Here is a 13,719-nt window from a genome sequence, read left to right as displayed (position 1 = left end):
ACGTTCTGGCTGCGTCCCGCCTTCGCGCTGCGAGTCGTCAACCGGTTCCAGAAGATCGTGGGTTTCGACCGCTCGATGGCGCTGGCGTCCAGCGCCCTGACCGCGCTCGTCCCGCTCGCGATCCTGAGCAGCGCCGTGCTGACCAATGTGGTGCACTACGACGCCGCCGAGCGGATCGTCAGACGCTACAACCTCACCGGCCAGGGCGCCGAGGCGGTCAACTCCCTCTTCTCGTCCGGGGGCACCGCCACCAGCGTGGGCGTCTTCGGGATCGTGTTCCTCATCATCTCCGTGCTGAGCTTCACACGAACATCGCAGCGGCTGTTCGAGCAGGCCTGGGACCTCACGCCCCTGAGCGTGCGCAACACGCGCAACGGCCTGTGGTGGATCCTGCTGCTCGGCGGCTACACGGCGGTCACCGGGTGGCTCTACGCGGTCCTCGGCCAAGGCCCGCTGGAGCTGGTGGCCACGGTGTGCGAGGTGCCGGTGACCGCCGCCTTCCTCGTCTGCAGCGGCCGGCTGCTGTCCGCGCAGCGGATCACCTGGCCGGACCTGCTGCCCTTCGGCCTCACCGCCGCGCTTCTGTCGGCGGCGTACACGGTGGGCGGGAAGATCTACCTCCCACGGCTGTTCAACTCCTACGCCTCACGCTACGGATCGGTCGGCGCGGTCTTCGCGATGATCTCCGCCCTCTTCGCCGCCATGCTCATCATCGTCGGGTCGGCGGCGCTCGGACGAGAGGTAAGCGACGAACTCACCCGCATCCGCCACGGCGACCGCCCCTCCGACAACGAGGTCCGCCGCCAGTGGGACAGCGTCGTCGAACACGCCCGTTCCCGCTGGCGCACCGCACGTGAACAGGTCTCCCAACGGCGCACCGGAGAAACAGACAACGGATGACCCGAACGGGCCGCGCGCGGCCTGCGGGGTCAGGCGTTGCGTGCGGCCCGCCTGGGCAGGCCGCGCTCCCCGTCGGGTCGGACTGTGCGCGGCCCGCTGCGTCGGGTCCTGCGCCCGACCGGCCGGGTCAGGTCTTACGTGCGGCCCGACCGGGCAGGTCAGGCCTTGCGCCCCACCCCCGCGTACACCGGCACGGCACCCTCCGCGGCGGCTGCGGTGTCCTGCGGCTCGGGCCGCCATTGAAGTACCGGCACGACGCCCGGCTCCAGCAGTTCCAGCCCGTCGAAGAAGCGGGAGAACCCGGCGTGCGTACGCGGGTGGAAGGGCGTGCCGCTCTGCCGGAACAGTTCCACCGCCTTGGCGACCCCCTCGGGGCTGATGTCCTGCGTGACCTGGGACAGGATCAGGTGGCTGCCCGGCGCCAGCGCCTCGACGTACCGCTCCAGCAGGCCGTACACGTCGTCGGTGTCCTCCGACAGGTAGTGGGTGAGCGCCACCAGCGACAGGGCCACCGGCCGGTCGAAGTCCAGCGACCGGCCCGCCAGCCGCAGGATGGTGTCCGGGTCGCGGACATCGGCGTGGACGTAGTCGGTGCTGCCCTGCGCGGAGCCGTGCAGCAGCGCCTCGGCGTGCCGCAGCACGATCGGGTCGTTGTCCGCGTACACGACCGCCGCCTCGGGGGCCGCCTGCTGGGCCACCTGGTGGAGGTTGGGCTCGGTCGGGATGCCCGTGCCGATGTCGAGGAACTGGCGGGTGCCGGACTCGGCGACCGTGCGGACGGCCCGGTGCATGAAGCGGCGGTTGGCCCGCGCCCCGCGCACCGCGGTGCCGTCCGCGGCCAGGATCCTGCGGGCCAGTTCCTCGTCCACCGGGTAGTTGTCCTTGCCGCCCAGCCACCAGTCGTACACCCGGGCCGGATGGGGGCGGCTGGTGTCGATGCGGGTGGGCGTGGCGTCCGATCCGTTCATGCGGTGTCTGCTCCTCGGCTTGGTCGGGGCGTTGGACAGGAGAAAGGGAGAACAGAGGGAGAACAGAGGGAGAACAAAGAGAGAACAGGGCCAGGAGTTGGGGCGTCAGAAGTTCTCGCGGCACTCCCGCAGGATTTCCCGGGTGCGCTGCGCCGAGGCCGCGCGTGCCGTCATGTGGTCCAGGACCTCCAGATGCGTGGAGACCTCCGTACGCGAATCGAGATAGAGGGCGCCCGTCAGGTACTCCGTGTAGACCATGTCGGGCAACTCCGGTTCGGCGAAACGGAACAACGAGAACGGCGCATACGTCCCCGGGTGCGGGCCGCTCGCGAACTCGGCGACCTGAACCGTGACCCGGTCCCGCCCGGCGTACTCCAGCAGCTTGTCGAGCTGCTCGCGCATCACCTCGTCGCGTATGCTCACGGGCCGCCGCAGCACCGTCTCGTCCATGATCACCCACAGGTGCGGCGGGTCCGCCCGTTCCAGCAGCCGCTGACGGGCCATGCGCAGCGACACATGCCGCTCGATCGCCTCCGGGCCGGTCTGCCCGACCGTCCCGGCCTCCAGCACGGCACGCGCGTACTCCTCCGTCTGCAGCAGCCCGGGCACGAAGTGCGGCTCGTAGGAGCGGATCAGCCGGGCTGCACCCTCCAGGCTCACATACATGCTGAACCAGTCCGGCAGCACGTCGTGGAACCGCTGCCACCAGCCCGGCCGATTGGCCTCCTCGGCCAGCGCCACGAACGCGGCGGCCTCGTCCTCGCGCACCCCGTACGTGGTCAGCAGCAGCTGCACATAGGGGATCTTCAGCCCGACCTCGGCCGTCTCCATGCGCCGGACGGTCGCCGCGGTCACCCGCAGCACCCTGGCGGCCTCCTCGCGGCCGAGGCCGGCAGCCTCCCGCAGCTCCTGCAGTCTCCTGCCGAGCACCACCTGGCCCACGGTGGGCGCGGCCCGCCGCTCACTCACGCCACGCCTCCCCACACGCGCCGAATTCTGCGAGCAGCAGTGTGTCATGCGCCGCCGGACCGCACACGAGCGCGAAGCCTGCACAAGCGTCACATGGCCGTCAACCCAGCATCGAGTGAAGGTACTTGACCGTCGACGGATCGGCGGGCAGGAACGTCTCGATCGCCAGCTCCGCCACCGTCACGTCCATCGGCGTGTTGAACGTGGAGATCGAGGAGACGAACGACAGCACCCGGCCCTCGTGCTCGACGCGCATCGGCAGCGCGAAGTACGGCACGTCCTTTGCCGGTTCGTCCTCCACCGCACCCTGCGGCACCGGATACGCGGCCACCTCCTCGTACAGCGCCCGCAGGCGAGCCGAGCGGTGCAGCGCGATCTGCCGCTCCATCTGCGCCAGCAGATGCCCCCGCCACTCGCGCAGATTGCGGATCCGCGGCGCCAGCCCCTCGGGGTGCAGGGTCAGCCGCATCGCGTTCAGCGGCGGCACGAGCAGCGACTCCGGGACACCGTCCAGCAGCATCGTGATGCCCCGGTTCGCCGTCACCACGTCGTACATCGCGTCCACCACCAGCGCCGGATACGGCTCATAACCCCGGATCAGCCGCTCGAGTCCCTCACGCAGCGCGCCCAGCGCCGGATCGTCCAGCGACGTCTCCGGGTAGTGCGGGGCGTAACCGGCGGCCAGCAGCAGCGCGTTGCGTTCCCGCACCGGCACCTCCAGATGCTCCGCCAGCCGCAGCACCATCTCCTCACTCGGCCGTGACCGGCCCGTCTCGATGAAACTGATGTGCCGGGCCGAGGAGTCGGCGCGCAGCGCCAACTCCAGCTGACTGACCCGGCGCCGCTGCCGCCAGGCCCGCAGCAGCGGGCCCACACCCTGACCGGCGGGGGCAGCGGACGACATGGCACTACCGGAGGCGACAATGGTCATACGCACGACCGTAGTCGAGGAGGGGCGCATGACCGAGTCGTGGAAGCAGAGCTGGGAGGCGACGGCGGTGTACCGCGCCAGAGTGCGCGGCTGCCTCCTCGGCGGCGCGGTCGGCGACGCCCTCGGCTACCCGATCGAGTTCAGCTCCCTGGACCGCATCCGTGCCACGTACGGCCCGCGCGGCGTGACCGGGCTGGTGCCCGACGGCGAGGGCGTGGTGGGCCGCGTCAGCGACGACACCCAGATGACGCTGTTCTCGGCCGAGGGCATCCGCCAGGCCCACGAGCGCGAGCGGCTCAAGGGCATCGGCGGCGGCTGGTCCCGCCTGCTGCGCTGGTCCTACGAACGCTGGCTGGAGACCCAGCTCCGGCCGGGCCCCGAGGCGAGCGAGCCCGCCAGGCCCTCGGGCGGCGGCTACGAGGGACCGCGCGGCGGCCTGATCACCGAGCCCTGGCTGTACGCCCGCCGCGCCCCCGGAAACGCCTGCCTGTCCGGGCTCTCCCAGGACCATGTGCCCGACCCCCGGGCCGAGTTCGGCCCGCCCGGACCGGTCAACCCCGACTCAAAGGGCTGCGGCGCGGTCATGCGCTCCGCACCCTTCGGCCTCACCCGTACCGACCCCGTGCAGGCCTTCACCATCGCCGCCCACTGCGCCCAGATGACCCACGGCCACCCCACCGGCTACTACGCGGCCGGCGCACTCGCCGCTATCATCTCCTGCCTCGTCTCCGGCGACTCCGTCGAGGGCTCCGTGCTGCGCACCCTGCGCCTGCTCGCCCGCCACCCCGGCCACGAGGAGACCAGCACCGCCCTGCACCGGGCCCTCGACCTGGCCGCCGACGGCAGCCCGGCCCCGGAGCGGCTGGAGCGGCTCGGCGCCGGCTGGGTCGCCGAGGAGGCCCTGGCCATCGGCGTCTACAGCGCGCTCACGACCCACCGCGTCGAGGACGCGCTGCTGCTGTCCGTCAACCACTCGGGCGACAGCGACTCCACCGGCTCAGTCTGCGGCAACATCCTCGGCGCCCGGCACGGCGACCACGGCCTGCCCCACGAGTGGGTGGAGCGGGTCGAGGGGCGCGCCCGCATCGCCGCGCTCGCGGACGACCTCGCGGCCGAATGCGTACGCAACTGACCCCCGGCCACCCTTCTGACCAGGGACGCAGCGGCCGACCTGTGGCAGTCTGGGCAGGAACGCGCCCATCACGCCACCCCCAGGAAGGGAGCGAGCCCATGGCCGTCGAACCGCTGTCGCAGAAGGAGGTCGAGGACCGGCTGGCCGAACTGCCCGGCTGGTCCGTCGACGGGGACCGCCTCACCCGCTCCTACCGGCTCCCCTCGCACTTCTCGGCCACGGCGATGGTCGTGCACATCGCCCAGGTGCAGGAGGAACTGAACCACCACTCCGACCTGACCCTCGGCTACAACACCGTCGCCCTCAGCGTGCACACCCACAGCGCGGGTGGCGCGGTGACCGAGAAGGACTTCGAACTCGCCCGCCGGGTGCAGGACCTCGCACCGGGGCACGGGGCGAGCTGAGCCCGACCGGCGGGCGAGCCGATCGTCACCGAGGCGGGGTGCACTGAGCCGCACCGGGACGGGGTGAGCTGCCGCACCGGGACGTGTAGTCGGGTGCCGGCCCGGGACGACGGAGTGAGTCGGGTGCCGGCCCGGGACGACGGAGTGAGTCGGGTGCCGGCCCGGGACGACGGAAGGAGTCGCGTGCGCGGCCGGTGACGACGCGGGACCGCGTGCACGGACAACGACCACGGGGGGAACCACGTGCTGGATTACGACAAGGAAGCCGAGCACTACGACGCCTCGCGGGGCGGTGAGCCCCGGGCGGCGGCCGCCGCCCAGGCCGTGCTGGGCCTGATACCGCCCGGAGCACGCACCCTGCTGGATGTCGGCTGCGGCACCGGCATCGTCACCCGCAGGCTCGCGGCCGCCCGCGACGGCCTGCGCGTTACCGGGCTCGACCGGGCGCCCGCGATGGCCCGGCAGGCCGCCGCCCGCCTGCCCGGCGCCGTCGTTCTCGCCGACAGCACCCGCCTGCCCTTCGCGAACGGCCGGTTCGACGCCGTGACCAGCGTGTGGCTGCTGCACCTGACGGGCGGTCCCGACGCGGCACGGGCCGTTGTCGCCGAGTGCGCCCGCGCTCTGGCTCCAGGCGGCGTGTACGTCACCACCGTGGACAAGGCCGCCGCCCACAACGTGGGCAGTGACATCGACGCCGTCCTCGCCGCCCGGCCGCGCAGCCCCGCCCGCGACGCCGCCGGCCTCGTCGCCGACTATGCCGCGGCGCACGGCCTGGTACCCGCCGGGCAGGCCCGCTTCCCCGGCCGCGGCCAGGGCCGCAGCCCCCGCCGCACCATCGCCGACCTGCGGCGCGGCTGGTTCGTCACGCTGCCGCCCGGCGAGCCGCTCACCGAGGACTTCGCCGCCCGGCTGGCCCGGCTGCCCGACCAGGACCGGCCCCGCCCGGACCCCGTGTTCAGCCTGCGGGCGTTCCGGAAACCGCTGGACGGGTGAACTCGTACCTCGACCTGTGCGAGCGGTGCGGCAACTCCGGCGGTGTGCACAGCCCGAATCCCCGGAGATGACGCGGACGGCGGGATCGACCTCCAGGTTGCTCGGGTCGCTCGGATTTTTTTGGTTAACCGTGCAACCATCCGGGTTCTTTGCAAGTCCTTCACGTGTACATCACCGAACCCTGGGGGGATCATGAAGCACTGCACCCGCGTTCGTCTCGCCGCGCTCACCGCCGTGGCCGCGCTGGGACTCACCGCCTGCGGCTCCGGCGAGACGGTCGTCGACAAGCCGAAGGCGAAGGCCTCCACCAAGGCCGACAGCGGCAGCGGCACCGGCAAGAAGCCCGCCGCCGCGAAGAAGTCGGCCGCTCCCGGAGTCGCCAAGATCGGCGACACCCTGTCGCTGAAGGGCATGGACGACGGCAGTAAGCTGGACGTCACCGTCGTCAAGGTCGTCGACCCGGCGAAGTCCGCCGACGAGTTCACCGTCCCCGCGGACGGAAAGCGCTTCGTCGGCCTCCAGTTCCGCCTCGTGAACACCGGCACGAAGGCCTACGGCGACAGCCCCGCCAACGGTGTCCAGATCGCCGACGAGCAGGGCCAGCAGTTCGACACCACCTTCGCCGACATCACGGCCGGCCAGTCCATGTCCTCGGACGTGCGGCTCAAGCCCGGCGCGAAGGCCCTCGGCTGGATCGTGTTCGAAGTGCCCAAGGGCGTGAAGCCTGCCACCGCTCAGTTCGCGATGGACAGCGGCTTCGCCGACCAGACCGGCGAATGGAAGCTGCGGTGACGCGGTAGCGAACAGGCTTGGCCGCTCGTGGCAGCGGCCGGGCCGCACCTCGCAACGGACCCCCGGGCGCCCCGGGTCAGTCCTCCCGAGCCAGACCCCGGCGGATGGCGAACTCCACCGCGGAGTAGTCGCCGTCCGGCCGCCGCAGCTCGTAGGGCACCGCCGGGAGCAGCGGCGGCTGGGCCATGAAGCGGGGGCGGGTGCCGTGGTGCGGCTGGGCGGCGTGCACGAGGAACGGGTGGCAGAGATAGACGTCACCCGGGCGGCCGGTGGCGTGGGCGAGCGGCCGGTGCGCGGTGGCCTCGACCAGCCGCGGCGCGATCTCCAGGCCCGACACGCCGGCCTCGCCGTACGGCGCCAGCAGCGGCGGCACGTCGAGGTGCGAGCCGACCCGGATGCGGGTGGGCGCGTCGTCCTCGGTCACCTCGGAGAAGAGGAACAGCATCAGCAGGGCGCGGTCCTTCGACCGGAGGTTGGCGAAGTACCAGCTCTCGCCCTCGGGCAGATAACTGCCCTCGATGTGCCAGCCCGCGTCGTCCGGCTCCCGCGGGTGCGGGAACCGCAGCGGAAACGTGCCCAGTGAGTAACGCGGCTCCCAGCGGCCCTCGCCCACCAGCAGGTCGAACGCCTCATGCAGTACGGGGGTGTTGGCGGCGGCCGCGAACGGGCCCTGCGCCATGCCGGGCACCCAGTACACCGGATCCTTCCACGTGCCGGGATCGAGTGGATCGTATCCGGTCTCCCGCCACAGCAGCCGGGCGCAGTCCTCGGCGACGCGCCGCGGAAAGGCGCCCTCGATCTTCACGAATCCGTCCCGGAGGAACCGTTCCACCAGCTCGTCGTCCATCCGGCCATCCTCGGCGACCGGACCGGCGCGGCGCACCCGGTTTTTGCCGCCCCGGCAACACTGCTGGCCGTTCGGCGGTGCGTCGGCGCAGGCTGGGCGCATCGAGAGGAGAGGCTGACCACCATGGCGGACGAGCACCACAACCACCGGCACCACCAGGGCCACCGGGACCAAAGCGACCGGGACGAGCAGGGCCACCGGGACGAGCAGGGCCACCGGGACCAGGGCCACCAGGACGAGCAGGGTGACCGGGACGAGCAGGGCAGCCGGGACGCACAGGGCGGGAACGGCCACGCAGGCCACCACGGCCATCACGACCACCCCGGCCACACCGACCTCGACTGGGCCGTGATGGCTCCGCAGCTGGAGGCCCAGGCTGAACTGTTCGCGCCCCTGTACGAGCGGGCCATGGCGTGGCTGGCGAAGGAGGTGACCGAGCCGGGTCTGATCGTCGACGCGGGCAGCGGGCCGGGGGTCGTCTCCTGTCTGTTCGCCGAGACGTTCCCGGGTGCCCGGGTCGTCGCCGTGGACAGCTCCGAGCCGCTGCTGGAACGAGCCCGCGCCCGGGCCGCCCGCCTCGGCGTCGCCGACCGTTTCGCCACCGTCGCCGGTGAACTGCCCGAGGCGCTTGGGGAGTTGGAGTATCCGGCCGACCTGCTGTGGGCCAGCAACAGCCTGCACCACCTGGGGGACCAGCGGGCCGCGCTCGCCGCGTTCGCCGAACGGCTTGCTCCCGGGGGCACGCTCGCCCTGCTGGAGGGCGGACTGCCCGCGCGCTTCCTGCCCCGGGACATCGGCATCGGCCGTCCGGGTCTTCAGGAACGGATCGACGCGGTGCAGGCGGACTGGTTCGCGAGGATGCGGGCCGAACTGCCCGGCTCGGTCGCCGTGACCGAGGACTGGCCGGCGCTTTTGACCGCCGCGGGGCTGAAGCACACCGGTACCCGCAGCTTCCTCCTCGACCTGCCCGCACCGGTCGCGGACCGCGGCCGTTCCTACGTCGTCGCCTCCCTGACCTGGCTCCGCGAAGCGCTGGAGGACGGTCTGGACGCGGAGGACAGCGCCACGCTGGACCGGCTGCTGGACCCCGAGGACGAGGCGAGCGTGCACCGCAGGAACGACCTGTTCGTGCTGAAGGCGCACACCGTGTACACCGCCGTGCGGACCTCCTGAGCCCGCGGTCGCCCCTGGCCGACTTCGAGGACGCTGACGGGTGAGGCCCGGTACCCCGGCCAGATCACGGTACCGGGCCCGCCTTCTCTTCCGGCTCAGTTGCTGGCGATGAACTGCTTCGCCAACTGGTCGCCCAGCGCGACGGCCGCGCTGTGGCTCTCGATGGGGGAGACCTTCGAGTCCTTGAACAGGATGTACGTCACCCCGGAGTCCGCCCCGCCGGTCGCCGGGTCGGGGTCTATGCCGAGCGCCTTGGCGGTCGCGTACGAGGCCTCGCCGATGATCTTCGTGGGGCCGGTGTCGCCGACGACCGCGTACTCGACCTTGTTGTTGTAGATGACGGCGACCACGCCACCGCCCTTGATGCCGGCGCTGGAGTAGTTCCAGATGCTGCTGGAGCTCGGGACCACGACGTACGGCAGTGACTCCGCCTTCAGCGGCTTGCCGTCGGACTGGTGGAAGGCGGTGTCGTTCAGGAACCACGGGTCGCGGTCCTCGTTGCAGTTCGTGGTGCGCTGGCCGTCGCAGTCCACGTCCATGTCGGCCTTCCAGAACACGGCACCGTTCTTGCCGCACACGGGGATCGTGGCCGAGGTCTCGTCGTCGGTCTTGTACTTCCCGTTCGAGATCTGCTGACAGGATGTCACCTTGGCGAGCAGGTCGGCCGCGCTGACCGTGCCCTCCTGGGCCGACCTGGGGGTGGCGCCGCCGGAGGAGGCGTTCGCGGGGAGCACGCCGGCGGCGAGCAGGGCGGCGCCGGAGGACGCGGCGAGGGCCAGGGATCGCATGCGCACTGTGGGAGACCCTTCTGTTAGGAAAGTTTCCTTACTGGCGCGGTACAAGGTGGACCTGGCGGCATGGCCGCGTCAAGCCCCCCAACAGCCTTGCCTGCGGGCCGAGTTGCTCACCGCAGAGCGAATGCGCAGCTCACAGCCTAGTGAAAACAGATGCCAGAGTGATCGGCTGACGGGGCCTCGGCGCGTGAGCCGCACCCGAAATGAGGAGTGTGAGGAGTGTGAGGAGTCCGCCGCGTAGTCCGTCCGGCCGTGGGCCGGCCGCCGGGGCCGTCAAGCCGTCCTGCCTCCCTGCCATCGGCCGTCGGCCGGTGGCGTCGGGCCGCCTTGCTTTCGGCCGCCTGCCGTTGGCCGTCAACCCGCCCTGCCGTCGCGCCGGCCGGTGGCCTCCAGCGCCCTGTCCGCGCCACCGCAGGCAGCGGCGCGCCCCGGAACCACGCGGGGAGCGGGTCCGGGGCGCGCCGGAGAGTGCGGTCGGTGGATTGTGCGTCAGGCCATGAAGGTCGCCGGGTTCGGGCCCAGCCGCCGGTCCTCGTTCAGCGCGCTGATCGCCGCGAGGTCCTCGTCGTCCAGGCTGAAGTCGAAGACCTGGATGTTCTCCTCGATGCGGGACGGCGTCACCGACTTCGGGATCGCGATGTTGCCGAGCTGGATGTGCCAGCGCAGTACGACCTGGGCCGGGGTCCGGTTGTGCTTCTGCGCGATGGCCACGATCGCCGGGACCTCCAGCAGGCCCTTGCCCTGGCCGATCGGCGACCAGGCCTCGGTGGCGATGCCCTGGTCCGTGTGGTACTCGCGGGCGGCGTGCTGCTGCAGGTGCGGGTGCAGCTCGATTTGGTTGACCGCCGGGATCACCGAGGTCTCGGCGATCAGGCGCTCCAGGTACTCCGGAAGGAAGTTGGAGACGCCGATCGCCCGGACCCGGCCGTCGGCGAGAAGCTTCTCGAACGCCTTGTACGTCTCGACGAACCTGCCCTTGGGTGCCATCGGCCAGTGGATCAGGTACAGATCCAGGTACTCCAGGCCGAGCCGGGCCAGCGACGTGTCGAAGGCGCGCAACGCGGAGTCGTACCCCTGGTCGCTGTTCCAGAGCTTGGTGGTGACGAAGATGTCCTCGCGGGGAATGCCGGAGGCGGCGATGGCCTTTCCGGTGCCCTCTTCGTTGCCGTAGATCGCCGCTGTGTCGATGCTGCGGTACCCGGCCTGCAACGCGGTGGCGACAGCCCGCTCCGCCTCGGCGTCCGGCACCTGCCAGACGCCGAAGCCCAGCTGGGGCATCTCGACGCCGTTGTTGAGGATGATCGGGGGGACCTTGCTGCTCACGAGCTCTTGATCCTTCGGTTGTCGTCAGGTGGAACTCATATCGTCAACGATCACGGGCGGTGATGCATTCCTGACCGCCCAATTCGTCGGCAACTGACCAGGGAGTCAGTTCGCGGGAGTGGGACTGGCCGGAAATGCATCCGACCTCATCGGTCCGGACCATTGACCGGGCCACGCCGTCCCGCGACTCTGTGTCGCGCCACCGAACGCTCCCGTGAGCTTGATGCCGGCCCTGTCTGTCCTTCGGGAAAGCAGGTGCGTACACATGAATCAGACCTTGACCGAGGCCTTCGAGGCGGAAGCATCCGTTCAGGAGACATCCGATGAAAAGGTCTGGCAAAGCCCCGGGTTCCATGTCGTGGAGAACACGCCGACGAAGTCCCGCAGTTCCTCGCCGCGTTGCACCAGGAGGGCCGGCAGCATGACACCCCCAGGATCGGATCCGGCCGGCGGCGCCGTGCCGGGCTCAGGTCCGGTACAGCGCGTCCACCTCGTTCGCGTACGCGTTCTCGATGGCCTTGCGCTTCAGCTTCAGGGACGGCGTCAGCAGACCGTGTTCCTCGGTGAAGGGCTGGGCGAGGATGCGGAAGGTGCGGATCGACTCGGCCTGGGAGACCAGGGTGTTGGCGGCGACCACCGCCCGCCGCACCTCGGTCTCCAGGTCGGGGTCGCGCACCAGCTCGGCCGGGGACATCCGGGGCTTGCCGCGCATCTGCAGCCAGTGCTCCACGGCCTCGTGGTCGAGCGTGACCAGGGCGGCGATGTAGGGGCGGTCGTTGCCGACGACGATGCACTGGGAGACCAACGGGTGGTCGCGCACCCGTTCCTCCAGCACGCCGGGGGAGACGCTCTTGCCGCCGGAGGTCACCAGGATCTCCTTCTTGCGGCCGGTGATGGTCAGGTAGCCGTCCTCGTCGAGGGAGCCGAGGTCGCCGGTGGCCAGCCAGCCGTCGTGCAGGGTCTGGTCGGTGGCCTTCTGGTTGTTGAGGTAGCCCTGGAACACGTTCCCGCCGCGCAGCCACACCTCGCCGTCGTCGGCGATGTGCACGGTGACGCCGGGGACGGGCTGCCCGACGGTTCCGTACCGGGTGCGCTCGGGAGGGTTGGCGGTGGCGGCGGCGGTCGACTCCGTCAGACCGTACCCCTCGTAGATCTGCACACCGGCGCCCGCGAAGAACAGGCCGAGCCGCCGGTCCATGGCCGAGCCACCGCACATCGCGTTGCGTATACGGCCGCCCATCGCCGCGCGCACCTTGGAGTACACGAGCTTGTCGAAGAGCTGGTGCTGCACGCGCAGCCCGGCCGACGGGCCGGGGCCGATGCCCCACGCCTTCGCCTCCATCGCGTCCGCGTACTTCATCGCCACCTCGACGGCCTTCTCGAAGGGGCCGTCCCGGCCCTCCTTCTCCGCCTTGCGGCGGGCCGCGTTGAACACCTTCTCGAAGATGTACGGCACCGCGAGGATGAAGGTCGGTCTGAAGGCCTGCAGATCGGGCAGCAGGGCGTCGGCGTTCAGCTGCGGCTGGTGGCCGAGGCGGACCTTGCCACGGATCGTTGCGACCTCGACCATCCGGCCGAAGACGTGCGCGAGCGGCAGGAACAGCAGCGTCGCCGCCTCGTCGCCCTTCTTGGAGTGGAACACCGGCTCCCAGCGCTCGACGACGGTGTCCGCCTCGAACATGAAGTTCGCGTGCGAGAGGACACAGCCCTTGGGGCGGCCCGTGGTGCCGGAGGTGTAGATGATCGTCGCGACGGAGTCCGGGGTGACCGCCTCGCGGTGCCGGTGCACCACCTCGTCGTCGATGTGCGCACCCGCGTCGTAGAGCTCCTGCACGGCGCCCGCGTCCAGCTGCCACAGCTGTCTGAGCTGCGGCAGCCGGTCGATGACGGTGGCGATCGTCATCGCGTGGTCCTCGTGTTCCACGATTGCCGCGGACACCTCGGCGTCGTACAGCATCCAGAAGCACTGCTCGGCCGAGGACGTGGGGTAGACGGGCACCACCTGGGCCCCGATCGTCCACAGCGCGAAGTCGAACAGCGTCCACTCATAGCGAGTACGGGACATGATCGCGACCCGGTCGCCGAAGCGGACGCCCCGGGCGAGCAGGCCCTTGGCGAGGGCGAGGACCTCGTCGCGGAACTCGGCGGCGGTGACGTCCCGCCACTGCCCCGTCTCGTCCTTGCGGCCGAGTGCGATGTGCAGCGGGTCCTCCTGGGCATGCCGGAAGACGGCGTCGGCCAGTCCGCCCACCGGCGGTGCCGACGTCGACGGAGGGCTGGTGTACTCGCGCAAACCCCGCTCCCGCTTCTCAGTCGTTCGGTTCGCCTCCGGGACGCTGCAGCCGGTCCGGCAACCTTGTGACGCTCCGCACAGTGCCGTGAAAGCTACCCCACCGGCGAGCGGGGCGGGAGGGGCGTCGAAAGCGAGCAGTGCTCACGTACGCGCGGGTAAGGGCGGAAATTCCCCTCACATGGGTAAGGGTGGGACGGAAA

At 70.9% G+C, this 13,719-nt stretch carries 13 protein-coding genes; 6 read left to right on the top strand and 7 right to left on the bottom strand.

What is annotated here, in order from left to right:
- The first annotated feature begins 57 nt into the window (after positions 1 to 57).
- Positions 58 to 900, top strand: a complete 843-nt coding sequence (locus tag AB0A61_RS17300; protein WP_361292491.1) for a YhjD/YihY/BrkB family envelope integrity protein — start codon at positions 58 to 60, stop codon at positions 898 to 900.
- Between the two features lie 158 nt (positions 901 to 1,058).
- Here AB0A61_RS17300 and AB0A61_RS17295 read toward each other — a convergent pair whose 3' ends face one another.
- From AB0A61_RS17295 to AB0A61_RS17285, 3 genes are all read right to left on the bottom strand, one after another.
- A complete protein-coding gene (locus AB0A61_RS17295; protein WP_361292490.1) occupies positions 1,059 to 1,868 on the bottom strand; it encodes an SAM-dependent methyltransferase in 810 nt (269 codons plus the stop codon).
- Between the two features lie 105 nt (positions 1,869 to 1,973).
- On the bottom strand, positions 1,974 to 2,837 hold the full coding sequence (locus AB0A61_RS17290; protein ID WP_361292489.1) for a helix-turn-helix transcriptional regulator: 864 nt from the start codon (positions 2,835 to 2,837) through the stop codon (positions 1,974 to 1,976).
- 100 nt (positions 2,838 to 2,937) lie between these two features.
- Positions 2,938 to 3,768 carry a helix-turn-helix transcriptional regulator gene (locus AB0A61_RS17285; protein WP_361292487.1) on the bottom strand — a complete coding sequence of 277 codons (831 nt, stop codon included), beginning with the start codon at positions 3,766 to 3,768 and terminating at the stop codon, positions 2,938 to 2,940.
- Positions 3,769 to 3,796: 28 nt separating this feature from the next.
- Here AB0A61_RS17285 and AB0A61_RS17280 point away from each other — a divergent pair, with 28 nt between their 5' ends.
- From AB0A61_RS17280 to AB0A61_RS17265, 4 genes are all read left to right on the top strand, one after another.
- Complete coding sequence (locus AB0A61_RS17280; protein ID WP_361292485.1) at positions 3,797 to 4,900, top strand: ADP-ribosylglycohydrolase family protein; 1,104 nt, start codon at positions 3,797 to 3,799, stop codon at positions 4,898 to 4,900.
- A 98-nt stretch (positions 4,901 to 4,998) separates the two neighbouring features.
- Positions 4,999 to 5,304, top strand: a complete 306-nt coding sequence (locus tag AB0A61_RS17275) for a 4a-hydroxytetrahydrobiopterin dehydratase (RefSeq protein WP_361292483.1) — start codon at positions 4,999 to 5,001, stop codon at positions 5,302 to 5,304.
- A gap of 243 nt (positions 5,305 to 5,547) precedes the next feature.
- Positions 5,548 to 6,297, top strand: coding sequence for a class I SAM-dependent methyltransferase (locus tag AB0A61_RS17270; RefSeq protein WP_361292481.1), 750 nt, complete (start codon positions 5,548 to 5,550; stop codon positions 6,295 to 6,297).
- 192 nt (positions 6,298 to 6,489) lie between these two features.
- Positions 6,490 to 7,089 (top strand): DUF4352 domain-containing protein, encoded by a 600-nt coding sequence (locus AB0A61_RS17265; RefSeq protein WP_361292479.1) that lies wholly within the window; start codon positions 6,490 to 6,492, stop codon positions 7,087 to 7,089.
- A gap of 76 nt (positions 7,090 to 7,165) precedes the next feature.
- Here AB0A61_RS17265 and AB0A61_RS17260 read toward each other — a convergent pair whose 3' ends face one another.
- Positions 7,166 to 7,936, bottom strand: coding sequence for a phytanoyl-CoA dioxygenase family protein (locus AB0A61_RS17260; protein WP_361292477.1), 771 nt, complete (start codon positions 7,934 to 7,936; stop codon positions 7,166 to 7,168).
- Between the two features lie 123 nt (positions 7,937 to 8,059).
- Here AB0A61_RS17260 and AB0A61_RS17255 point away from each other — a divergent pair, with 123 nt between their 5' ends.
- Entirely contained in the window at positions 8,060 to 9,109 is a 1,050-nt protein-coding gene (locus AB0A61_RS17255) for a class I SAM-dependent methyltransferase (protein ID WP_361292475.1), read from the top strand.
- A gap of 95 nt (positions 9,110 to 9,204) precedes the next feature.
- On the opposite strand, the gene AB0A61_RS17250 is transcribed toward AB0A61_RS17255, so the two are convergent.
- The 3 genes from AB0A61_RS17250 to AB0A61_RS17240 form a co-directional block, all read right to left on the bottom strand.
- Positions 9,205 to 9,903, bottom strand: a complete 699-nt coding sequence (locus tag AB0A61_RS17250) for a glycoside hydrolase family 75 protein (RefSeq protein ID WP_361292473.1) — start codon at positions 9,901 to 9,903, stop codon at positions 9,205 to 9,207.
- 489 nt (positions 9,904 to 10,392) lie between these two features.
- On the bottom strand, positions 10,393 to 11,226 hold the full coding sequence (locus AB0A61_RS17245) for an aldo/keto reductase (protein WP_361292471.1): 834 nt from the start codon (positions 11,224 to 11,226) through the stop codon (positions 10,393 to 10,395).
- Positions 11,227 to 11,692: 466 nt separating this feature from the next.
- Positions 11,693 to 13,519: an AMP-binding protein gene (locus AB0A61_RS17240; RefSeq protein WP_361292469.1), complete on the bottom strand. Its 1,827-nt coding sequence runs from the start codon at positions 13,517 to 13,519 to the stop codon at positions 11,693 to 11,695.
- Positions 13,520 to 13,719 lie beyond the last annotated feature (200 nt).

The sequence above is a fragment of the Streptomyces sp. NPDC046197 genome (genome assembly GCF_040646295.1).
In the GTDB taxonomy this organism is placed as follows: Bacteria; Actinomycetota; Actinomycetes; order Streptomycetales; family Streptomycetaceae; genus Streptomyces.
Note: the sequence above shows the minus strand (reverse complement) of the source record. Positions and strands in the feature narration are given on the sequence as shown.

Excerpts from the sequence above, each read along its gene's own strand:
- AB0A61_RS17260 (WP_361292477.1), bottom strand. The coding sequence starts at position 7,936 with ATGGACGACGAGCTGGTGGAACGGTTCCTCCGGGACGGATTCGTGAAG.
- AB0A61_RS17275 (WP_361292483.1), top strand. The coding sequence starts at position 4,999 with ATGGCCGTCGAACCGCTGTCGCAGAAGGAGGTCGAGGACCGGCTGGCC.
- AB0A61_RS17265 (WP_361292479.1), top strand. The coding sequence starts at position 6,490 with ATGAAGCACTGCACCCGCGTTCGTCTCGCCGCGCTCACCGCCGTGGCC.
- AB0A61_RS17285 (WP_361292487.1), bottom strand. The coding sequence starts at position 3,768 with ATGACCATTGTCGCCTCCGGTAGTGCCATGTCGTCCGCTGCCCCCGCC.
- AB0A61_RS17295 (WP_361292490.1), bottom strand. The coding sequence starts at position 1,868 with ATGAACGGATCGGACGCCACGCCCACCCGCATCGACACCAGCCGCCCC.
- AB0A61_RS17280 (WP_361292485.1), top strand. The coding sequence starts at position 3,797 with ATGACCGAGTCGTGGAAGCAGAGCTGGGAGGCGACGGCGGTGTACCGC.
- AB0A61_RS17255 (WP_361292475.1), top strand. The coding sequence starts at position 8,060 with ATGGCGGACGAGCACCACAACCACCGGCACCACCAGGGCCACCGGGAC.